Below are 20155 nucleotides of genomic sequence, written 5' to 3'. Positions count from 1 at the left end.
TCTTCAAGAGTCAGGTGGTGAGACGGGCCAGCTTTGCCAGTCTCCGCGCAGGAGAGCCAAAGCGCAGACGCCGACAGCGTTGCGACAGGTGCCGTTCCCCTTGTGCTTTCATTTACAAGGGCTATTTCACACCTTGGAGTAGCTCCAAGGTCAAGCGGCTACGATGCATGTCCTGACAACATGTGAGTGTTCTGCGATGAAAATTGGCGAGTTGAGCCACGCCACCGGCGTGGACACCGACACGATCCGGTTCTACGAGAGGACGGGGGTGTTGCCGCCGCCAGCTCGGCAGACCAATGGATACCGGGTATACGGGACGGAACACATCGATGGACTGTCCTTTGTCCGCCACTGCCGGGCCTTGGACATTCCTCTGGCCGATGTCAGGCGGCTCCTGAACTTCACATCCCGTCCGGATGAGGATTGCGCGGACATCAACCGGCTGGTCGACGAGCAGATTGCGAGGGTGCGTGCCCGCCTGACCAGCTTGAAAGCACTGGAAAGGCAACTGACGACGCTGCGCGCCCGCTGCTCCGCAGGACATCAAGCGAAAGAGTGCGGCATCCTTGGCGAGCTGGTCTCTGCAGCGCAGCGGGAAGCGTAGTCAAACAGATCTATCGATGGCGCAGGGCAAGACGCCTGTGCGCAAGCACTGGCAGCAGGCGAAGGCTGTGTTGACATGCGCCGGCAAGACCGCCTAAACTACGTACCAAACAACAGACATAGAGTCTTTTCGTCGTTCGATCGCCTGAGCCATTCTTTTCCCCATGCCGACCCATGCATTCACCATACGCAAACTCGCCGACGCGGCAGGCGTTGGCGTGGAGGCGGTGCGCTATTACCAGCGCGGTGGATTGCTGGCTGCGCCGGATCGCGTGGACGGCGGCTTCCGGCAGTATTCGGAGGACGATGTCCGTCGTCTGCGCTTCATCAAGCGGGCTCAGGCATTGGGGTACTCGCTGGAGGACATCGCCGAACTGATGTCCTTGAGTACCAAGCGTGATCGGCTGCGCGTGCGGGAAATCACCCGCGAACGCATCGCGGAGATCCGGGAGCGCGTGGCCGACCTGCAGTCGATGGCCTCGGCGCTGGAAAATCTGGCCGATTGCTGCGCCAAAGCGCCAGAAGGTTCGGCCTGTTCGATCATCGCCGCGCTGACCGGGGAGCAGGACTTAGATCCGGCCATCGCCGATCCGAGCCTCGTTGCGCAGGCAAGCGTTGCCGGCCGACGCAGATCCGTGCGGCCGGGCGCTGAAGCCTATCACCGCACTGATGGGGTGGCCGCATGACGATGACGCGCATGTTCAGGCGATTCGTCTGCCGGCTGATGCTCGGTGTGCTGGTCTTCGGCCAGTTGGCCATCGCTGCCTACGCCTGCCCCGCACTGTCGGGCATGCCGCAGTCGCTTCCGACGATGGCCCTGAATGCGTCGGCCGCGGCGATGCCCGGTGATGAGGCCGGTGCTGCGATGGCCGTGTCGCCCGACATGGTCGCAACGTCAGACATGGCCGCCATGGCGAGCTGCGACCAAATCGACGACAACGCCGCCAACTTGTGCGTAGAGCACTGCCGTTTCGGCCAGCAAAGCGCCGACCATGCGTCGGCCCCGACCGTACCCGCGGCGCTGCTGACGACCCTCTACACCCTTCCGGTGCAACCCGAGCCTCTCGGGCATGGCTGGCCTTCGGCCGACGTGATATTCCGGCGCGTCGCGGCGTCTCCGCCGCACGCCATCCTGCACTGCTGTTTTCGCATTTGATCTCCTGACGCTGGTGCGGCCGGCCTGAGCCGGCTGAACCAGACCGATCGGTCGCGCTTGCGCGTGTCCGCGAGTTTCCGCTCGCCCCCGCCAAGCTCCATTCGACCTGATGGCATTCGTCAACTGGAGATCCCATGTTCATCGACTCTTTTTCTTTCCGCACGCCGGGCGGCGCTGTGCCATGGCGCAGGCTTGCTGCCGGCATCGTTGCGGCATTCGCCATGGGCGCCGGTGCAGCCCATGCCGCCGACGGCCTGACGCTGGATCAGGCGCTGCGCCTGGCACAAACCCGTTCTCGCGCGCTCGTGGCCCAGGATGCGACGGCATCGGCCGCACGGGACATGGCGGTCGCCGCCGGACAGCGGCCAGACCCCACCCTCAAGCTCGGCATCAACAACCTGCCCGTCAACGGCGCGGATCGGTTCAGCCCGACGCGCGACTTCATGACCATGCGCTCCATCGGCGTGATGCAGGAGTTCACACGCGAAGACAAACTCAAGGCCCGTGCCGGGCGCTACGAGCGCGAGGCCGAAGTCGCCGAGGCCGGGCGCAGCCTGGCGCTCGCCAACCTGCAGCGCGACACCGCCTTGGCCTGGCTGGACCGTCTCTTCCAGGAGCGTGTGCGCGACATGCTGGTGACCCAGCGCGACGAAGCGCGCCTGCAGATCGACGCCGCTGATGCCGCCTACCGGGGCGGGCGCGGCACGCAAGCCGATGTGTTCGCCGCCCGTTCGGCGGTCGCCCAGATCGACGACCGCATCGAGCAGGCCGAGCGCCAGGTCGCCACGGCCCGCACGCAACTGGCGCGCTGGATTGGCTCCGTCGCAAGCGATCCCCTGGGCTCGGTTCCGGCATTGGATATGGTTCGCCTGAGCCCGCAGGATTTGGAAGCCCAGTTGGCCCACCACCCTGAAATCGCCGTGATGCAAAAGCAGGAAGAGGTCGCGCAGGCCGAAGCCGACATCGCGCAAGCCAACAAGAAGACCGATGTGAGCGTCGAGCTGATGTACAGCCAGCGCGGCCCGGCCTACTCGAACATGGTCTCGCTCAATGTTTCGATCCCGCTGCAGTGGGACCAGAAAAACCGCCAGGACCGCGAGCTGGCCGCCAAGCTCGCCAGTGTCGAGCAAAAGCGCGCCGAGCGCGAGGAAGCCACGCGCGCCCATGTGGCCGAGGCACTGGCGATGCTGCAGGAATGGCGCAGCGACCGAGAGCGCCTGGCGCGCTACGACAGCTCGCTGCTGCCACTGGCCACCGAGCGCACGCGCGCCTCGATCGCCGCCTACCGCGGCAACGCGGGCACCTTGACCGCGGTGCTAGAGGCACGCCGCGCCGAGATTGACACGCGCGTCGAACGCTTGCGCCTGGAAATGGGCGCGGCGCGCCTGTGGGCACAACTGAACTACCTGGTGCCGGCTGGTCACGACACGGCCGCACCCCGCCCCTGAGCACAACCGAGAGACCTCCCATGAAAACCAAAAACCTCGTGATGGCCCTCGTCGCCGCCGGCGTGCTGGGCGCCGCCGGCTACGGCCTCTACACCCTCGGCATGCGCCACGGAGCCGACATGCCGGCCACGCCTTCGAATCCCAGTGGCATGGCATCGCCGCAAGCGGCGACTCCCGCTGTTGCTGCGCCTGCCAATGAGTCGGGCGAGGACGCCACGCGGCGGCATATCGCGGCCGGCCTCAAGGCCGGCGACGTCGATCCCGCCAATGGCAAGAAGATCCTGTACTACAACGATCCCATGGTACCGGCGAACAAGTTCGACAAGCCGGGCAAGTCACCCTTCATGGACATGATGATGTCGCCGGTCTACGCCGACGGCGATGCGGACCAGGGCAAGGTCACCGTCAGCTCGCGCATCCAGCAGAACCTCGGCGTGCGAACCGCTGAAGTGACCGAAGGCACGCTGTCGCCGCAGCTGTCCGCTGTTGGCAGCATCGCTTTCAACGAGCGCGACCAGGCGATCGTGCAGGCGCGTGCCACCGGCTATGTCGAGCGCCTGCACGTGCGCGCCACGCTGGACCCGGTTGCCAAAGGGCAGCCCTTGGTCAGCCTTTATGTCCCGGACTGGATTGCTGCGCAGGAAGAGTTCCTGTCGGTACGGCGCATGAAAGGCACGGACCTGGGTGGACTCGTGGACGGTGCGCGCCAGCGCATGCGTCAGGTTGGCATGGACGATGCCCAGATCGCGCTGGTCGAGCGCAGCGGCCAGACCCAGCCGCGCATCACGCTGAGCGCGCCCCTCGGCGGAGTGGCGGTCGAAGTGCTGGCGCGCGAAGGCATGACGGTGGCGCCGGGTGCGACGCTGTTCCGCATCAACAGCCTTTCCACCGTATGGGCCAACGCCGAGGTGCCGGAGAGCCAGGCCGCGCTGCTGCGACCGGGCGCCAAGGTGCAGGCCAGAAGCCCGGCCGCGCCCGGCAGCAGCTTCGATGGCAAGGTGCAGGCGATCCTGCCCGAGGTGAACCCGAGCACGCGCACGCTGAAGGCGCGCATGGAGCTTGCCAACCCGGGCGGCCGGCTGGTGCCGGGCATGTTCGTGACGATGAACTTCGTGGACATGCGCCCCGACAAGACGCTGCTCGTGCCTACCGAGGCGGTGATCCAGACCGGCAAACGCACGGTCGTGATCGTGGCCGAAGACAACGGGCGCTTCCGTCCCGCCGAAGTCGATGCCGGTATCGAGAGCGGTGGCCAGACCGAGATCAAGCACGGCCTCTCGGCCGGCCAGCGCGTGGTCGTGTCGTCGCAATTCCTGATCGATTCGGAGGCCAGCCTCAAGGGCGTCGAAGCCCGCCTGAACAGCGCGCCGTCGGCGGTGGCAGCAGCTTCACCGCCGGTCCCGATGGCCGCCAGCGCGCCGCGGCATTCCGGTGAGGCCAAGGTCGTCGGCATCGGCAAGGACGCGCTGACCCTGTCGCACGGTGCGATCCCCACGCTGAAATGGGGCCCGATGACGATGGATTTCAAGCTGCCGCCTGACGGCTCGGCACCCAAGGTGCAGGTCGGCGACCGCGTGAGCTTCGAGTTCTTCATGGGCGCGGACGACCTGCCGCAACTCACTCGCGTCACGCCGATGGCGGCCGGAGGCAAGCCATGATCGCCAAGCTGATCCGCTGGTCCATCGCCAACCGCTTCCTCGTGCTGCTGGCCACCGTGGCGCTCAGCGCCTGGGGCATCTATGCGGTGCAACGCACACCGCTGGATGCGCTGCCCGACCTGTCGGACGTGCAGGTCATCATCCGCACCACCTATCCGGGTCAGGCGCCGCGCATCGTCGAGAACCAGGTCACGTACCCGCTGACCACGACGATGCTTTCGGTGCCGGGGGCCAAGGCGGTGCGCGGCTACTCGTTCTTTGGCGACTCCTTTGTCTACGTGCTGTTCGAGGACGGAACCGACCCATACTGGGCGCGCTCCCGGGTGCTCGAATACCTGAACCAGGTGCAGTCGAGATTGCCCGCCCAGGCCAAAGCCTCATTGGGTCCAGACGCGACCGGCGTCGGTTGGATCTACGAGTATGCGTTGATCGACCGCAGCGGCAAGATGGACATCTCGCAACTGCGCGCGCTGCAGGACTGGTTTCTCAAGTACGAGCTGAAGACCGTGCCCGACGTGGCCGAGGTCGCTTCCGTGGGCGGCATGGTGCGCCAGTACCAGATCGTGCTCGATCCGGACAAGCTTGCGGCCTACGGCATCCCGCACACCAAGGTCGTGGAGGCGATCCAGCGCGCGAACCAGGAGACGGGCGGCTCGGTGCTCGAACTCGGCGAGGCCGAGTACATGGTGCGCGCCTCGGGCTACCTGGGGAGCCTGGAAGATTTTAGGAAGGTGCCGCTCATGACGACAGCCGCCGGCGTGTCGGTGCGTCTGGGCGACGTAGCGCGGGTGCAGATCGGTCCGGAAATGCGGCGCGGCATCGGCGAACTCAACGGCGAGGGAGAGGCCGTCGGCGGCGTGATCGTGATGCGCTCGGGAAAGAACGCGCTGCAGACCATTGCTGCGGTCAAGGGCAAGCTCCAGGGCCTGGCGTCCAGCCTGCCGCGAGGTGTGGAGATCGTGCCGGTCTACGACCGCTCGGGGCTGATCGAACGCGCAGTGGAGAACCTCACGCACAAGCTGATTGAGGAATTCATCGTCGTTGCGGTGGTCTGCTTCCTCTTCCTGTTCCACCTGCGCTCGGCGCTGGTCGCCATCATCTCGCTGCCCCTGGGCATCCTGGCGGCGTTCATCGTGATGCACTACCAGGGCGTCAACGCCAACATCATGTCGCTGGGGGGCATCGCGATCGCCATCGGTGCGATGGTCGACGCGGCGGTGGTGATGATCGAGAACGCCCATAAGCATCTGGAGCATTGGGGCCATGAACACCCTGGCGAGACGCTTGAAGGGACGGCCCGATGGCACGTCATCGGCGAATCGGCGGCGGAGGTGGGGCCGGCGCTGTTTTTCTCGCTGCTGATCATCACGCTGTCCTTCGTGCCTGTGTTCACACTGGAAGCGCAGGAAGGACGCCTGTTCTCCCCGCTGGCGTTCACCAAGACCTACGCCATGGCGGCTGCGGCAGGCCTGTCGGTGACCCTGATCCCGGTGCTCATGGGCTACCTGGTCCGTGGCCGCATCCCCGACGAGAAGAACAATCCGCTCAATCGCCTGCTGATCGCGGTCTACCGGCCGCTGCTCGACAGGGTGTTGCGCGCCCCGAAGCTCACGCTCGTGGTGGCGCTCGTGGTGCTGGCTACCAGCTTGTGGCCGCTGCGGCACATCGGCGGCGAGTTCATGCCGCGGCTGGACGAAGGCGACCTGCTGTACATGCCTTCGGCACTGCCAGGACTGTCGGCAGGGAAAGCGGCCGAGTTGCTGCAGCAGACCGATCGCCTGATCAAGACGGTGCCGGAGGTCGCGAGCGTCTACGGCAAGGCGGGCCGCGCAGAGAGCGCGACCGACCCCGCGCCGCTGGAGATGTTCGAGACGACGATCCAATTCAAGCCGCGCGACCAGTGGCGCGCCGGCATGACGACCGACAAGCTGGTTGAGGAACTCGACCGCATCGTCAAGGTGCCGGGCCTGTCCAACATCTGGGTGCCGCCGATCCGCAATCGCATCGACATGCTGGCCACGGGCATCAAGAGTCCGGTGGGTGTCAAGGTGGCGGGCACGGACCTGGCGACCATCGACCGCCTCACTGGCGAGATCGAGCGCACGCTCAAGGACGTGCCGGGCGTGAGCAGCGCCCTGGCCGAGCGGCTCACCGGCGGACGCTATGTGGATGTGAACATCCGGCGCGACGACGCGGCGCGCTATGGGTTGAACATCGCCGACGTGCAGTCGGTGGTTTCATCCGCCGTGGGCGGCGAGAACATCGGCGAGACGGTGGAAGGCCTGCAGCGCTTCCCGATCAACCTGCGCTATCCGCGCGAGATGCGCGATTCGCTGGAAAAGCTGCGCGTCCTGCCCGTGCTGACAGGAAGCGGCCAGCGGCTGGTGCTCTCCGATGTGGCCGACATCCGCGTCGCCGACGGGCCGCCGATGCTGCGCAGCGAGAACGCGCGCCTGTCGGGCTGGGTGTATGTCGATATCCGGGATCGGGATCTGCGCTCCGCCGTGCAGGACATGCAGCAGGCCGTCGAAAAGCAAGTGAAGCTGCCGCCGGGCTACTCGATCTCCTGGTCGGGCCAGTTCGAGTTCCTGGAGCGCGCCACCGCCAAGCTCAAGGTGGTGGTGCCATTCACGCTGCTCATCATCTTCGTGCTGCTGTACCTGACCTTCGGCGCGTTCGGTGAGGCGCTGCTGATCATGGCGGCGCTGCCGTTCGCTCTGGTGGGCGGCATCTGGCTGCTGTATCTGCTGGGCTACAACCTGTCGATCGCGGGCGCCGTGGGCTTCATCGCGCTGGCCGGCGTGTCCGCCGAATTCGGCGTGATCATGCTGCTGTACCTCAAGAACGCCTGGCAAGAGCGTGCCGACCAGGGTAAGACCAGCGAGGCCGATCTGCTGGATGCCATTCGCGAAGGCGCCGTGCTGCGCGTGCGCCCCAAGGCGATGACGGTGGCCGTCATCCTGGCCGGCCTGCTGCCGATCATGTGGGGCACGGGAACAGGCTCGGAGGTGATGCAACGCATCGCCGCGCCGATGGTGGGCGGGATGGTCACGGCGCCGTTGCTCTCGATGTTCGTCATTCCCGCGGCCTACCTGTTGATGCGCCGGTCGCGCGAACGTAAGGCATCGCCGTGGATGTTCTGGAGGCGTCATCGTGCGGCCGCTTGAATGCTCCTCCGGTGGCTACCGCGCGTGGGGTGCGGCGGCGCTTTGCCTGTGCCTGTCACTGCTGCTGGGCACGGTGGCGCATGCTGCCGTTTCCGTCGCGGAGATTCAGCATGCCGGCCCGGTGATGACGGCGGCGGTCTCGCGCCCGCTGTCCAGCAGCGCCGGCGATTGTCAGACCTGCGCGGCTTGTGTCATCGCACCGGCTCCTGTTGCCCATGCCTTCACCGGCGAGGGCGAAGCGCGAGAACAAGCGCCGGCGGCCTGGCTCGCGCACGCGACGGCGGCGCCGATTCCAACCTGGTTCTTCGATGCTGGAGACGCACGGCTGCGATGGCCTGTGCGCGTTGCGTTCTGCCGGTGGCTGGATTGATCCGATGAGGCCCTCTCGAACTTTTGAATCCAGCCAACCTGAGGAAACCATCATGAAAACATCGTATCTCCCCCTCATTGCTGCCCTGACGCTGGGTGTCTCTCTGCCCGCGCTGGCCGGCCCCGACTTCCAGGCCATCGAGAAAGCACGTGCCGCCCGGCAAGCGGCCGGGGCTGCGCAAGCGGTCACCACCAGAGTCGACAGCGCCTCCGGCCAGCGGGTGAAATGTCTGCCTGCCCCATTGGTGCTGCCGCTGGATCATGGGCCGCGTGCTCAAACGACGCCCGGAGAAAACCGGATGCGAAAGGCACGCTACGAAGCCCAGGTCAAGGCATGCGCGAATCCCGAGTCGTGAGCGCCAGCGCATGACTCTCCAACGCGGGCCATCCCAAGTGACCGCGTTCCATCCGGGGCCTGCCAGAAGGCCGGCCCATTTTTAAAGCTCAGAAAAGGAAACTCATCATGAAACTCGTCTCAACCGCAACGCTGATCGCAGCCTTGTCTTTCTCCGCCATCACCTTCGCTCAATCCGGTGACATGGGCGGCATGAAGATGGAGGGCAAGGGCATGCAGAACTGCATGGATATGAAGGGAATGAAGGGCATGGACATGAAGGACATGGATGCCAAGAAGTGCCAGGACATGATGAAAGGCATGGACGCCAAAGGCACCGCCAAGTCCGCGGCCCATGAGGCCGATGCCGTGGTGAAGGAATTTGACGCGGTCCAGGGCAAGGTCACCCTTGCGCATGGCCCCGTCAAGAGCCTGGGGTGGCCCGCGATGACCATGGCGTTTGGCGTCAAGGACAAGGCCCTGTACGACAAACTCGCCGTGGGCGCGAAAGTCCACGTCGGGTTCAAGAAAGAGGGTGACGGCTACGTCGTGACCTCGGTCAAATAACGCGCCGCAGACGATGTGAGCCTGCGACTACGGTGAACGCGCACGCGTTTCGTAGTCGCATCCTTCCTGCAAATTGATCAAGGTGATCAGCATCGTCACCCAAGGCGTTTTTCTGTTTCACCGCAGATGCAGGGCGATCCCGGCCACTGGAGCATGGCCGGCCACGCTGTCGTGCTGCGCATTGAACCCCTGCGGGTTTCGCCCCATGCGGGCTCTCATCGCTGACACCTCCGGCCCAACTTGCTGACCAGGGCCTGCGCGCTGCGCTTGCCAAGACCGGGTGTAGCTGGATGGTGGGGTGTGGCGGCTTGCTGTCTCCCCATGGTGCCACGGCGTTCGCGCCGTAAAGGGCGGCGCGCCATGGGCGCTTGCGGCCTGCGGCCGTCGTGCCCCTTGACGGCTTGCGCTGCGCCGTGACCCGCAGGGGCTGGGCAATTCCGCCCGGCATCCTTTCAGGAGTTCAGCATGAACTACGCATTCATCACCGACGAGCAGCGTGCGCTGCTGCTGGCCAACGGCCGCGCATCCTTGGAGAACCCGGACTTCGATCCGGCGCCCGTAGTCAAGCTGTTCACGCCCGATGCGGGCGCGACCTGGCTGCTGACCGAGATTGATCCCGACGACCACGACCACGTCTTTGGTCTTTGCGACCTGGGCCTGGGGATGCCGGAAATCGGCTGGGTCAGCCTGGGCGAGCTGGCAGCGGTGCGCGGGCGGCTGGGGTTGCCGATCGAGCGTGACCTGTCTTTCCGCGCCGAGAAGCGGTTGAGCGCCTATGCGCGCGATGCGCGCTTGGCCGGGCGGATCGCTGTCTGACCTGGCCTTGGGAGCGCCGCAAGGCGCTCCTTGTGCTTTCTCGACCATCGAAGGAGATCAATGCCATGAGCAGCCATCACGACTACATCATCGAAATCACGGCGCAGCACGATGCGCTCAAGCCGTTCGCGCCGGAGAACGGCCAGCCCTTGCGCTTCAAGATCGGCGACGCGGTGATCTACACCAACGAGTACGGCGCACAGTTCCGGCGCCGCGTCACCGGGTTCTACCAGCCCACCGGGCTGTCGGGTCTGTACGCGCGCGGTGCGCGATACCTGCTGGACTCGTCATCGCCGTGGATGCCGGTTGCGGAATCCAGCCTGCGTCCTGACGACTCGGCATGATGCCTACGCGCCCCTGACGGGGCGCTGCGCGCTTCGCTTGCCTCCAGGGGAAAGCCCTGCGGGCTATCCCCGCCGCGCGATGCTTGGCACCCCTCAAAGACCGCCGAACCGGCTGCGCCGGATCGGCCAGACAACATCAGCCGCAGATCGACGATGCCTCGCGTTTGCTCATCCTGATCCAGTTGTTCATTCCACTTTGAAGGCTGGGCGTCCCCGGCCACCTGGGAGATAGCCGGTCGCGCTGTCGTGCGCGTGGCGCATCGAGCCGCCTGCGGCGTCTCGCCCCTTCGGGCTTCCATCGTTCCCTCGCTCCGCTCGGCTGACGCCTCCGGCCCGGCTTCCAGCTTCGGGCCTGCGCGCTTCGCTTGCCGTGCGGTCGGTGTGTAGGGACGGCCGTTGCCATGTCCAGCCGTCTTCCCTGACTTCATCACCTTCACCGCGACTGTAGCCCGCGGCTGTGTGCCGTCAAGGCGCGCAGGGCCGTGTCCTCGGCTGCGCCTGCGGGCCGCACCAACCCTGCGCTTGTCTCCTTGACGGCCCCCGTCCGCGCGCTCCTGACCGTCGCGGGCGATGAACTCAGGAAGGACGGTGGCAACAGGGCCAACCGGGTTCCTCGTGCCGACCGCACCGAACAGCCGAAAGGCTGGGCTCCGAATCTAGGAATCCGGTGTGCGGTTTTCTTCAACAGCCTTTTTGTTCAGGAGAACGACATGCTTGCAACCCGTTTCGCTTCCCACTCCCCGGCGCTGCGCAGCGGCTACCCGCTGTCCGATGACCAGATTCGCAGGGTGGCCCCGTCCATCTTCGCGGATGCACCGCATGAGAGCCGTTCCGAGCGGTACGCCTATATCCCCACCGCCGCCGTGCTGACCGAACTGCGCAAAGAGGGGTTTCAACCCTTCATGGTGACGCAGACCCGCGTGCGCGATGAAGGCAAGCGCGAGCACACGAAACACATGCTGCGCCTGCGCCATGCCAGCCAGATCAACGGCGCGGAAGCTAACGAAATCGTGCTGCTGAACTCCCATGACGGCACGAGCAGCTACCAGATGCTGGCCGGAATGTTCCGCTTCGTGTGCAGCAATGGGCTGGTGTGCGGTGACACCGTGGCCGATGTGCGCGTACCCCACAAAGGCAACGTGGCCGGGCACGTCATCGAAGGCGCTTATGAGGTGTTGAGCGGCTTCGAGCGGGTGAAGGAATCGCGCGACCTGATGCGCGGCATCACCTTGGACGATGGCGAATCGGAGGTGTTCGCCCGTGCTGCGCTGGCGTTGAAGTACGACGACCCGGACAAGCCAGCGCCTGTCACCGAATCGCAAATTCTGATGCCGCGCCGCTTCGACGACCGCCGCCCGGACTTGTGGAGCGTGTTCAACCGCACTCAAGAAAACCTCACCAAAGGCGGCCTGTCCGGGCGCAGCACCAACGGACGCAGGCAGCAGACCCGCCCCGTGCAGGGCATTGATTCCGACATTCGGCTGAACCGTGCCCTGTGGCTGCTGGCCGATGGTATGCGCCAGCTCAAGGCTTGAACCGTTCCCCCGCCGGAGGGGCGGTTCCCCTCCATTTCCTTGTTTCACTTATTGGAGATTCACCATGAACGCCGTTACCACTACCGAAGCCCGCGCCGTCCACACCGCAGCCAGCAGCGCAGCGAACGTGCTGCAAGCCGCCGACCCGAGCAAGCACATGATTCTGGTTCCGCTGTCGCGGCTGGTGCTGCGCCCCACGGGCCGCAATGTGCGCAAGACCCCGCGCATGTCCATCCCCGAACTGGCCGCGAGCATCCAGGGCGTTGGCCTGCTGCAAAACCTGATCGTGATTCCCGCCGCTGATGGCGAGCATTACGAGGTGGTGGCCGGTGGCCGACGCCTTGCAGCCCTCAAGCTGCTGGCGAAGAAACACCGCATCGCCAAGGATTGGGAGGTGCCTTGCCTGCAGGTGGCCGATGGCACGGCCCGCACGGCCAGCCTCACCGAAAACGTGCAGCGCGAAGCCATGCACCCCGCAGATCAGTTTGAAGCGTTTGCGGCATTGGTGGCCGAGGGCCGGCCCATCGAGGACATTGCGGCGGATTTCTCCGTCACGCCGCTGGTGGTGCAGCGCCGCTTGAAGCTGGCGAATGTCTCGCCCCGCCTGATGGCCGACTATCGCGCCGATGCCGTGACGCTGGATCAGTTGATGGCGCTGTCCATCACCGACGACCACGCCGCGCAGGAGGCCGCGTTCTATGATGCGCCACAGTGGCAGCGCAACCCGTCCAACTTGCGCGAGCGGCTGACCGAGCGCGAGATTGGGGCATCGCATCCGCTGGTGCGCTTTGTCGGGTTGGACACCTACGAGCAGGCAGGCGGAGGCATCCGCCGCGACCTGTTCGCGGAAGGCGATGCGGGCGTGTACCTCAACGATGCCGCTCTGCTGGAAACGCTGGTGCGCCAGAAGCTGGCGAGCATTGCCGACACAATCCGCACCGAGGGCTGGGCATGGGTGGATGCCACGCCGGGCGTGACCCATGCCGACCTGCACGCCTTTCAGCGTGCGCCGAGGGAGCGCCGCGCACCGGGCAAGCGCGACGCACAGCGCATCGAGAAGTTGCAGGCCAAGATGCAGGAAGTGGCCGAAGCCATTGATGCCGCGATGGACGCCGACGACGAGGACAAGGCCGAAGCCTTGCAGGAAGAAGGCGAGCGCCTGGGCGAGCAGTTGCAGGCATTGGAGGATGGCTTGCTGGACTATGCCGCGAGCGTGAAGGCCGCAGCCGGTGCCATCGTCACCATCGACCGCAACGGCGAAGCCGTCATTCATCGCGGGTTGCTGCGCGAAGCCGAGGCCAAGGCGCTGCGCACGCTGGAGAAGCTGCGCCAAGGTTTTAGCGGCGCGGAAATCGAAGGCGACGACGACGGCGAAGATGCCGACGAAGCACCCAAGGCCGCAGCCATGTCCGACCGGCTGGCCCAACGCTTGAGCGCCCACCGCACCGCCGCGCTGCAAACCGAAGTCGCCCGGCATCCGCAGGTGGCGCTGGCGGCGCTGGTGCATGGCATGGTGCAAACCATCTTGCAGGGCAGTCACTACGGCCACGATCTGCCGCTGGGGGTTCGCCTCACGGTGCAGGACAGGCTGGAAGGCATGGCCCCGGACTGGCCGGAATCGCCTGCTGCTGTGGCTCTGCACGAGGCGCAGCAGGCATGGGGCGAGAAGCTGCCCGAGGACAGCGCCGAACTGTTCGCTGCGCTGCTGGCGATGGAGCAAGGCGAACTGGTCAAGCTGCTGGCCGTGTGCGTGGCTTCGACGGTGGACGTGGTGACGCCGCGTGCCACGGTGCAGCAGCCGGGCGCGGAACTAGCGCAGGCCGTGGGGCTGGACATGGCCGCGTGGTGGCAGCCGACTGCCGAGGGGTATTTCCGGCATGTTCCAAAGGCCGTGATTCTGCGAGCCGTGGGCGAGTACGCGCCCGAGCACGTCACCCGGTTGGCAAAGCTGAAGAAAGCCGACATTGCCAGCGAAGCCGAACGACTGGCCGATGGTACGGGCTGGATGCCCGCCATCTTCAAGGCCATAGGCTCGCAGGGAGCTGCGCAGGAGGAAGGCCCGGAACAGGACGCCCCGGAGGATGCCGAGGTAATGGCGGATGAACCCGCCGAGGCGCTGGCTGCTTGACCCGCGCCAATGGCAATCGCCCCGGCCTTGACCGGGGCGCTTCGCTGGAAGGAGAACCGCCCCATGACCCGCACCACGACCAGCCGCCCGCGCATGGCGGCGATCTACGCGCCCGGCACGGTGCGCGCCCGCCGCTGGCGCGGCGATGGCGACGTGTGCGGCTACCTCCCGCCCTCGGGCTGGACGACGCGCGCCGACCTCGCCGACATTCACCCCATCACGGGACGCGCCTTGCCGCGCGCCGTGTGGTGGCTCATCAAAACGAAGGAATAACCGCGATCAGCACCGCGCCCAGGCCGTTCCGTCCTGGGCGCGGTAAAAGCCCAATCCGGGCGCGGCGGTGGCCGCGCCCGGTGTTGAAGGCCCAACAGCTCCATCAGAACGCCGCCGCCTTCGCTGGCACTCAGGCGGCGGCGTTGAAATTGCCGGGCGTCACGCCCGGCAACGCGCTGTCGGGTTTTCCGGCTGCGCCTCATGCCGTCTTTGCTGTTGTTATAATATAGCCCCCTAGACTATATTAATTGTCGGCTGTCATGTCCCATACCTCTCGCCAGAAAGACAAGCTGGTCGCCCGTGTTCGCCGCATCAAAGGGCAGTTGGAAGGCATCGAGCGCGCTTTGGAATCAGACGCGGCGTGCGTGGAAGTGCTACGCCAGATCGCGTCAGTGCGCGGCGCGGTCAATGGCCTGACCGCCGAGGTGATGGAAGACCATTTGCGCGAGCACGTCCTGGAAGTTGAAACGGACAAGGAGCGCCGCCAGGGCGGCGAGGAAATGGTCGAGGTCATCCGAGCCTACATGAAATAAACCCGCCGCCCGCCGGCGACCTTTTCCAGATGACAGGGACTCCCCGATGACAATGACCTATACCCCCTCGGCCTCAGGCCACGACCATTTCTTTCTCGGCAGCGACCACCAGCGCAATGAGCGCAAGGTGTGGCTGGTGATCGCTCTCACGGCCAGCATGATGCTGGTGGAAATCGTGGCCGGTTCGATCTACGGCTCCATGGCGCTGGTGGCCGATGGATGGCATATGTCCACCCATGCGGGCGCGATGCTGATTACCGCGCTGGCCTACCGCTTTGCGCGCCAGCATGTGGGCAATCCGCGCTTTACCTTCGGCACGGGCAAGCTCGGCGATCTGGCCGGCTTCGCCAGCGCGATCGTCCTGGCCTTGATTGCCCTGCTGATCGCTTGGGAAAGTCTGGTACGGCTCACCCAACCCATCCATATCGACTTTAACCAGGCGATCGCCGTGGCTGTCGTGGGCCTGGGCGTCAACCTGGTCTGCGCTTGGCTGCTGAAGGACGACCATGCGCATCACGGTCACAATCATGGACATCACCACCACGATCACGACCATCATGTGCCAGGCAAGAGCCGCGACAACAATCTGCGCGCCGCGTACATCCATGTGTTGGCCGATGCGCTGACATCCGTATTCGCCATCGTCGCGCTGCTGCTCGGCCGCAGCTACGGCTGGCTGTGGGCTGATCCGGTCATGGGTGTGGTGGGCGCGCTGGTGATTGCCCGCTGGTCATGGGGGCTGATCCGGGACTCCGGCAGCGTGTTGCTCGATGCGGCAGTCGAGGGCGAGGAAGTGCGGCAGGAGATTCGGGAGGCCGTGGAGCCGACGGGAAGCGAGGTTACAGATCTGCATGTCTGGCAGGTGGGGCCAGGGCATTTCGCGGCCATCGTCTCACTGGTGGCTCGGGAGCCCCAGGAGCCCGCGCACTACAAGGCACTGCTCGCGCATATTCACGAACTGTCGCATGTCACGATCGAAGTGCAGCGCGGGGCCGCATGAGCATCGGCGTCACCTTGAAGGCTTGGGCCAGGCGGATCAAGCGTGATGGCGTGACGCTGTGGTTTGCCGGCAAGCATCCCGGCACGCCTTGGTATGCCAAGGCGCTGGGGCTGTTCGTGGTGGCCTATGCGCTCAGTCCCATTGACCTGATTCCAGACTTCATTCCGGTGCTGGGTTATGTGGACGATGTGATCTTGTTGCCCGTGCTGATCTGGTTGACTGTGAAGCTGCTGCCATCCGATGTGCTGGCGCAATGCCGTATTCAGGCCGATGAATGGATGCTGGCGGAAGGCGCCAAGCCGCGGAGCCGGTTCGGGGCAGTGATGATCGTGGCGCTGTGGCTGGTGATGGGGGTGGCATTGTGGTTCTGGCTCATGCCGCATCTTTAGTTTTTCCTGAGGGCATATTGAATGGCATGGGCGTGTCGGCGCGAAGCGCCGCCGGGCTTTCGAGCTGCGTCCCGTGCTTCGTGCCGAATTACGGCCATTCGGCTTCAATCCCTCACGCCTTCGCGCCTGCGCTTGCCTCCTGAGGATCGGCGCAAGGCTCATCCCTGCCGCGCGGTGCTTGACGCCCGTCGAATACCGCCGAACCGGCAACGCCGGATCGGCCAAGCCGGCGCCCCCGCCGCGATGGGCGGGGAACTGGCGAATACGCTGGAGCTTGCTGCGGCAGGTTGTACGGATGCGTGCCGTCCCCGACGCTGACGGTTCCTGCCCATCACGTTACGAAGGACGGTTCACGGGCATCCCGCCCGGCATCGCTATGGAGCTTCCATGCCACGCCTCAAGACTGGCGCCGCAAGGTGTGACCGGGGCGTTCTCGCCCGTCATTGGGGTGTTGACCTGGCCCGCGTCTGGGAGCGAGCCAGTGCAGCGTTCGTGCGGGGATGCCGAGTCAGCCCTGTCTCCTTTCGAAGCGGTTCGGCCCAAGGCGTCCTTGTCTTGTTGTGAATCCTGGCGGTGGCACGGCTGCGCCTCGGGCTTTATGGCTGCAACCGTCCGGCGAAAACAATTTCCCCCTGCGCTGCGCGCATTCCTCGCGGGACAAATTCTTTTCGCCTCCCGGTTCTCCACTGCGTTGCGACCGCAAGCGGTGCAGCCAGCCCGTCTCCCGCCGGTCGGATCACAACAAGGACGCGATGGGCGCGAACCTTGTTCAATCGTAAGGAGATTCATCATGGCAACCATCGGCACCTTCACCGCGGACAAAGACGGCTTCACCGGCACGCTGCGCACCCTGACCCTCAACGTCAAGGCCAAGCTGGTTCCCAACGACAAGGGGGACAACGAACACGCCCCCGACTTCCGCGTGCAGGCGGCGGGCTTCGACATCGGCGCGGCGTGGAAGAAAGTCAGCAAGGCCGAACGGCCCTACGTGTCCGTGACCCTCGACGATCCTTCGTTCCCAGCAACGGTCTATGCCCGGCTGATCGAGGAAGAGGACGGCACGCACACGCTGATCTGGTCGCGCAGCAAGCCCCAGGCGGCCTGATGGCCGCCAGCGCCCCGCCCACGCGGCGGGGCGCCGTGCCGCTTTCGCAGAGCTGCATGGAAGCCTGGTCATTGCAGGAGCGTGGCCCATGTTGGGCCGCTTCTGTTGAGGCATGGGGCGAGTCTGCGGCTGCAAGAACGGCCGGGCGTGTCGGTGCCTTGCACCGCCGGGCTTAGCTGGCTGCGCCCCGTGCCGTCTTTGTCGTCACGGCCATTCGGCGCCAATCCCTCACGCCTTCGCGCCTGCGGCGCTGCGCGCGTCGCTTGCTCCAGGGGATCGGCGCAAGGCCCATCCCCGCCGCGCTGCACTTGGCGCCCCTTGAACACCGCCGAACCGGCTTGCGCCGGATCGGCCGGGCCAGCGCCTACGGCGGGGCCGCCGCTGCGAGCTGGCTTTCAGCCTCGCTCATTAGCACTGCCGTGCTGCATTCGAGCGCGCCAGCGATCTTGAAAATGATCGCCAGCGTGGGCATGTGCTCGCCGCGCTCGATCTTCCCCATGTGGGAACGCTCGATGCCGGCCTGGTGTGCCAGCGATTCCTGCGCGATGCCGCGCTCCATCCGCAGAGCACGCACCGCCGCGCCGAAGGCGTGGGCCAGCTCGGCGTCATGGGTGGTGGAGCCGGCCGGTCGGCCGCGCTGGACGGTTCGCTTCTGCATAGACAGAAGCGTCAATTCGCAGCACAATTAAAACCACGTTATCTTTAACTCATTCATTCCGAATCAATCCTTTTTCGTGCTTCTACGTCTTTACAGAAATACGCATTTGCGGTTTTTCACGGAAGCACAAAACCGAATCCGTGCATTTCCTCAAATCCGCCGATACGGCTTTACGCTTTCACGCTTCGGTGGATTTGTTCCAAGAAAGGGCTGCCCATGAACCGACTCATCACCGAGGACGAGCGCAGGCAGTTGCTGGCCCACGGCCAGAATCGCGCCGCTGGCGGCTCCATCGACCCGTTGCCCGTGGTGCGGTTGTTCACGCCGGACGCGCATCTCACTTGGCTGCTGGCCGCGCTCGATCCGGCCGATGGCGATACGGCCTTTGGCCTGATCGACCTGGGGCTGGGAATGCCCGAGCTGGGCACCGTGAAGCTGTCCGATCTGGAATCCATCGTCGGGCCACGCAAGCAGCCCGTGATGCGGGATCGGTATTTTCAGGCGGCACGCCCGCTGTCGGAATATCTGCGGCTGGCCCAGGAGAATGGTTCCATCCTCGATTGAACCGTTCGCACTGCGGCCAAGCGGGGCGTATTGGGACTATTTCAGTCTTATTCCAGACCTGTCCGGTCTGAATCCGCACTCTTGCATTCAACCCGTGCTGGTGTGACCCAATCAGTCACGATCTTTTATGCGGGTACGGGCACGGTGTTTTGTGCCGCATGACGTTGTCGGGTCGGGCGGTCGTCGCATTCGGACGGGATTCGCAATACACCGGAGCCAATCAGTCTTGACACCGCATGTTACATGCTTGAATTGATGCAGATGATGGTTTTGATCTGGATGCGATAGCTTCGTTTTGATCGGCCCGTGGCGACGTTCCTGCTGTTCGACAGGAGCTTTCGTCATGGTCAGCCCTCACCATTTCCCGCACTGGTATCCCACCGCCGCCTACCTCTACGTTCTGCGGCTCGATGCACTCGCACTGGCCTGTGAGTACCTGCGGCGCCATCCCGACTACCGGCTCGACTGGCTGCACCGTCATCGCCGGCCGCAGGCGGCACAGCACGCGGCGCATCGCTGGGGCTTACGCCTGCTGGAAGACCCAGCCTTGGATGCGCGCGACGCGCATCCGGCCTGGCTCCCCGGCCATGCCGGCGTGGTGCAGCTCTACCCCGATGCCGACCCACCGCAGAATGCCACCGCCTTCGCGTTCTGGCGCATCCCTGGTCACAAGCAATTGATCCACGATGGCAAGCGGCTGGTGCTGATCGCGCGCAGCCCTGGCCATTGCCTGCGCTTCGCGCTGGCACCCGGCCTGGAGGACGGCATGGCTGTCGCCTATGCCCATCACGGCGGTGCTGCCGCACCTGCACGCGGCCATGCGCCCGGTGCGGCGCTGGCCAATGCTCGGCCCCGGCCATCGCATTCGGCCTTGCTGGAACTGCACACCTTGCAGGCGCTCGACGCAACCCTGGCGGGTGCGTCCTTGCGCGATGTGGCCGAAGGCTTGTTCGGCGTGGATGCCGCAGCCGGTTGGTACAGCGACGGCGGCCTGCGCTCCAAGGTGCGCCGCCTGACGCGGCGCGGCGATGCGCTGATGCGCGGCGGCTATCGCCGCCTAGCACAGCTTGCGCCGCTTGAGAAGGGTCGTTTTGAAGGCCACGCAAAACGACCCTGAGCAAGAGAGCTTCATTTTCTGAGACTGCCTCCATCCGGTTGCGCTGTGTGGCCGGAGCCCTGCAACCGATGGAGGTTCTCACCATGCGTCCTGCTCCCTTGCGGCCTGCCGCCGCTCCCGCAACCACCTCGGCCGCTGTCGCGCAACCGCAGCGTTATCTCACCAACGACGAAGCCGCCGACTACCTGCGACTGTCACCGCGCACGCTGGAAAAGCAGCGCGTGCTGGGCGGCGGCCCCAAGTTCCGCAAATTCGGCCGCCGCGTCATGTACGCCGTGGCCGATCTCGATGCCTGGGCTTCCGAGCGCAGCTTCGAGAGCACATCCGATCCCGAGTACGCCGAGCAGCATTCGGCGGACAGCCGTGCGCGCTGACCGCTGGCGCGCGGGTG

General features: G+C 65.4%; 22 protein-coding genes. 21 read left to right on the top strand and 1 reads right to left on the bottom strand.

Annotated elements, in window-relative coordinates:
- Positions 1–196: 196 nt before the first annotated feature.
- The 18 genes from cadR to H0523_RS11375 all read left to right on the top strand — a co-directional run bounded on the left by cadR (position 197) and on the right by H0523_RS11375 (position 17425).
- Positions 197–604, top strand: coding sequence for a Cd(II)/Pb(II)-responsive transcriptional regulator (gene cadR / locus H0523_RS11460; protein ID WP_016451579.1), 408 nt, complete (start codon positions 197–199; stop codon positions 602–604).
- Between the two features lie 163 nt (positions 605–767).
- Entirely contained in the window at positions 768–1289 is a 522-nt protein-coding gene (locus H0523_RS11455; protein WP_012202409.1) for a MerR family transcriptional regulator, read from the top strand.
- Positions 1286–1759 carry a hypothetical protein gene (locus H0523_RS11450; protein WP_012202408.1) on the top strand — a complete coding sequence of 158 codons (474 nt, stop codon included), beginning with the start codon at positions 1286–1288 and terminating at the stop codon, positions 1757–1759. The genes H0523_RS11455 and H0523_RS11450 overlap by 4 nt, the downstream gene beginning before the upstream one ends.
- Before the next feature lie 134 nt (positions 1760–1893).
- Positions 1894–3207 (top strand): TolC family protein, encoded by a 1314-nt coding sequence (locus H0523_RS11445; protein ID WP_012202407.1) that lies wholly within the window; start codon positions 1894–1896, stop codon positions 3205–3207.
- A gap of 20 nt (positions 3208–3227) precedes the next feature.
- Complete coding sequence (locus H0523_RS11440; RefSeq protein WP_012202406.1) at positions 3228–4865, top strand: efflux RND transporter periplasmic adaptor subunit; 1638 nt, start codon at positions 3228–3230, stop codon at positions 4863–4865.
- Complete coding sequence (locus H0523_RS11435; protein WP_012202405.1) at positions 4862–8032, top strand: efflux RND transporter permease subunit; 3171 nt, start codon at positions 4862–4864, stop codon at positions 8030–8032. Before H0523_RS11440 ends, H0523_RS11435 begins: the two co-directional genes overlap by 4 nt.
- Positions 8019–8402, top strand: coding sequence for a hypothetical protein (locus tag H0523_RS11430; RefSeq protein ID WP_059038862.1), 384 nt, complete (start codon positions 8019–8021; stop codon positions 8400–8402). Before H0523_RS11435 ends, H0523_RS11430 begins: the two co-directional genes overlap by 14 nt.
- A gap of 52 nt (positions 8403–8454) precedes the next feature.
- Positions 8455–8757: a hypothetical protein gene (locus tag H0523_RS11425; protein ID WP_033945460.1), complete on the top strand. Its 303-nt coding sequence runs from the start codon at positions 8455–8457 to the stop codon at positions 8755–8757.
- A 107-nt stretch (positions 8758–8864) separates the two neighbouring features.
- Complete coding sequence (locus H0523_RS11420; RefSeq protein WP_012202403.1) at positions 8865–9302, top strand: copper-binding protein; 438 nt, start codon at positions 8865–8867, stop codon at positions 9300–9302.
- Positions 9303–9767: 465 nt separating this feature from the next.
- The gene (locus H0523_RS11415) at positions 9768–10118 is read left to right on the top strand and encodes a DUF2958 domain-containing protein (RefSeq protein WP_012202402.1); all 351 of its coding nucleotides are present in this window, start codon (positions 9768–9770) and stop codon (positions 10116–10118) included.
- A gap of 65 nt (positions 10119–10183) precedes the next feature.
- Positions 10184–10462 (top strand): hypothetical protein, encoded by a 279-nt coding sequence (locus H0523_RS11410; RefSeq protein WP_012202401.1) that lies wholly within the window; start codon positions 10184–10186, stop codon positions 10460–10462.
- Positions 10463–11172: 710 nt separating this feature from the next.
- Positions 11173–11997 carry a DUF932 domain-containing protein gene (locus H0523_RS11405; RefSeq protein ID WP_012202400.1) on the top strand — a complete coding sequence of 275 codons (825 nt, stop codon included), beginning with the start codon at positions 11173–11175 and terminating at the stop codon, positions 11995–11997.
- 64 nt (positions 11998–12061) lie between these two features.
- Entirely contained in the window at positions 12062–14125 is a 2064-nt protein-coding gene (locus tag H0523_RS11400; protein WP_012202399.1) for a ParB/RepB/Spo0J family partition protein, read from the top strand.
- A gap of 63 nt (positions 14126–14188) precedes the next feature.
- Entirely contained in the window at positions 14189–14398 is a 210-nt protein-coding gene (locus H0523_RS11395) for a hypothetical protein (RefSeq protein WP_012202398.1), read from the top strand.
- A gap of 260 nt (positions 14399–14658) precedes the next feature.
- On the top strand, positions 14659–14931 hold the full coding sequence (locus tag H0523_RS11390; protein ID WP_012202397.1) for a metal/formaldehyde-sensitive transcriptional repressor: 273 nt from the start codon (positions 14659–14661) through the stop codon (positions 14929–14931).
- 46 nt (positions 14932–14977) lie between these two features.
- Positions 14978–15931, top strand: a complete 954-nt coding sequence (gene dmeF / locus H0523_RS11385) for a CDF family Co(II)/Ni(II) efflux transporter DmeF (protein ID WP_012202396.1) — start codon at positions 14978–14980, stop codon at positions 15929–15931.
- Positions 15928–16320 carry a YkvA family protein gene (locus H0523_RS11380; RefSeq protein WP_012202395.1) on the top strand — a complete coding sequence of 131 codons (393 nt, stop codon included), beginning with the start codon at positions 15928–15930 and terminating at the stop codon, positions 16318–16320. Before dmeF ends, H0523_RS11380 begins: the two co-directional genes overlap by 4 nt.
- A 790-nt stretch (positions 16321–17110) precedes the next feature.
- On the top strand, positions 17111–17425 hold the full coding sequence (locus H0523_RS11375; RefSeq protein ID WP_016451571.1) for a DUF736 domain-containing protein: 315 nt from the start codon (positions 17111–17113) through the stop codon (positions 17423–17425).
- A 364-nt stretch (positions 17426–17789) separates the two neighbouring features.
- On the opposite strand, the gene H0523_RS11370 is transcribed toward H0523_RS11375, so the two are convergent.
- Positions 17790–18083 (bottom strand): helix-turn-helix domain-containing protein, encoded by a 294-nt coding sequence (locus tag H0523_RS11370; RefSeq protein WP_012202393.1) that lies wholly within the window; start codon positions 18081–18083, stop codon positions 17790–17792.
- 216 nt (positions 18084–18299) lie between these two features.
- Here H0523_RS11370 and H0523_RS11365 point away from each other — a divergent pair, with 216 nt between their 5' ends.
- From H0523_RS11365 to H0523_RS11355, 3 genes are all read left to right on the top strand, one after another.
- Complete coding sequence (locus H0523_RS11365; RefSeq protein WP_012202392.1) at positions 18300–18647, top strand: DUF2958 domain-containing protein; 348 nt, start codon at positions 18300–18302, stop codon at positions 18645–18647.
- Between the two features lie 343 nt (positions 18648–18990).
- On the top strand, positions 18991–19764 hold the full coding sequence (locus H0523_RS11360) for a DUF2285 domain-containing protein (protein WP_012202391.1): 774 nt from the start codon (positions 18991–18993) through the stop codon (positions 19762–19764).
- An 83-nt stretch (positions 19765–19847) separates the two neighbouring features.
- Positions 19848–20138 carry a helix-turn-helix transcriptional regulator gene (locus H0523_RS11355; RefSeq protein ID WP_016451569.1) on the top strand — a complete coding sequence of 97 codons (291 nt, stop codon included), beginning with the start codon at positions 19848–19850 and terminating at the stop codon, positions 20136–20138.
- Positions 20139–20155: the final 17 nt, after the last annotated feature.

The organism is Achromobacter insuavis (assembly GCF_902859645.1).
In the GTDB taxonomy this organism is placed as follows: domain Bacteria; phylum Pseudomonadota; class Gammaproteobacteria; order Burkholderiales; family Burkholderiaceae_B; genus Achromobacter; species Achromobacter insuavis.
Note: the sequence above shows the minus strand (reverse complement) of the source record. Positions and strands in the feature narration are given on the sequence as shown.

Bases quoted from the DNA above. Each gene is read 5' to 3' on its own strand.
- cadR (WP_016451579.1), top strand. From the start codon at position 197: ATGAAAATTGGCGAGTTGAGCCACGCCACCGGCGTGGACACCGACACG.
- H0523_RS11455 (WP_012202409.1), top strand. From the start codon at position 768: ATGCCGACCCATGCATTCACCATACGCAAACTCGCCGACGCGGCAGGC.
- H0523_RS11450 (WP_012202408.1), top strand. From the start codon at position 1,286: ATGACGATGACGCGCATGTTCAGGCGATTCGTCTGCCGGCTGATGCTC.
- H0523_RS11445 (WP_012202407.1), top strand. From the start codon at position 1,894: ATGTTCATCGACTCTTTTTCTTTCCGCACGCCGGGCGGCGCTGTGCCA.
- H0523_RS11440 (WP_012202406.1), top strand. From the start codon at position 3,228: ATGAAAACCAAAAACCTCGTGATGGCCCTCGTCGCCGCCGGCGTGCTG.
- H0523_RS11435 (WP_012202405.1), top strand. From the start codon at position 4,862: ATGATCGCCAAGCTGATCCGCTGGTCCATCGCCAACCGCTTCCTCGTG.
- H0523_RS11425 (WP_033945460.1), top strand. From the start codon at position 8,455: ATGAAAACATCGTATCTCCCCCTCATTGCTGCCCTGACGCTGGGTGTC.
- H0523_RS11420 (WP_012202403.1), top strand. From the start codon at position 8,865: ATGAAACTCGTCTCAACCGCAACGCTGATCGCAGCCTTGTCTTTCTCC.
- H0523_RS11415 (WP_012202402.1), top strand. From the start codon at position 9,768: ATGAACTACGCATTCATCACCGACGAGCAGCGTGCGCTGCTGCTGGCC.
- H0523_RS11410 (WP_012202401.1), top strand. From the start codon at position 10,184: ATGAGCAGCCATCACGACTACATCATCGAAATCACGGCGCAGCACGAT.
- H0523_RS11405 (WP_012202400.1), top strand. From the start codon at position 11,173: ATGCTTGCAACCCGTTTCGCTTCCCACTCCCCGGCGCTGCGCAGCGGC.
- H0523_RS11400 (WP_012202399.1), top strand. From the start codon at position 12,062: ATGAACGCCGTTACCACTACCGAAGCCCGCGCCGTCCACACCGCAGCC.
- H0523_RS11395 (WP_012202398.1), top strand. From the start codon at position 14,189: ATGACCCGCACCACGACCAGCCGCCCGCGCATGGCGGCGATCTACGCG.
- H0523_RS11390 (WP_012202397.1), top strand. From the start codon at position 14,659: ATGTCCCATACCTCTCGCCAGAAAGACAAGCTGGTCGCCCGTGTTCGC.
- dmeF (WP_012202396.1), top strand. From the start codon at position 14,978: ATGACAATGACCTATACCCCCTCGGCCTCAGGCCACGACCATTTCTTT.
- H0523_RS11380 (WP_012202395.1), top strand. From the start codon at position 15,928: ATGAGCATCGGCGTCACCTTGAAGGCTTGGGCCAGGCGGATCAAGCGT.
- H0523_RS11375 (WP_016451571.1), top strand. From the start codon at position 17,111: ATGGCAACCATCGGCACCTTCACCGCGGACAAAGACGGCTTCACCGGC.
- H0523_RS11370 (WP_012202393.1), bottom strand. From the start codon at position 18,083: ATGCAGAAGCGAACCGTCCAGCGCGGCCGACCGGCCGGCTCCACCACC.
- H0523_RS11365 (WP_012202392.1), top strand. From the start codon at position 18,300: ATGAACCGACTCATCACCGAGGACGAGCGCAGGCAGTTGCTGGCCCAC.
- H0523_RS11360 (WP_012202391.1), top strand. From the start codon at position 18,991: ATGGTCAGCCCTCACCATTTCCCGCACTGGTATCCCACCGCCGCCTAC.
- H0523_RS11355 (WP_016451569.1), top strand. From the start codon at position 19,848: ATGCGTCCTGCTCCCTTGCGGCCTGCCGCCGCTCCCGCAACCACCTCG.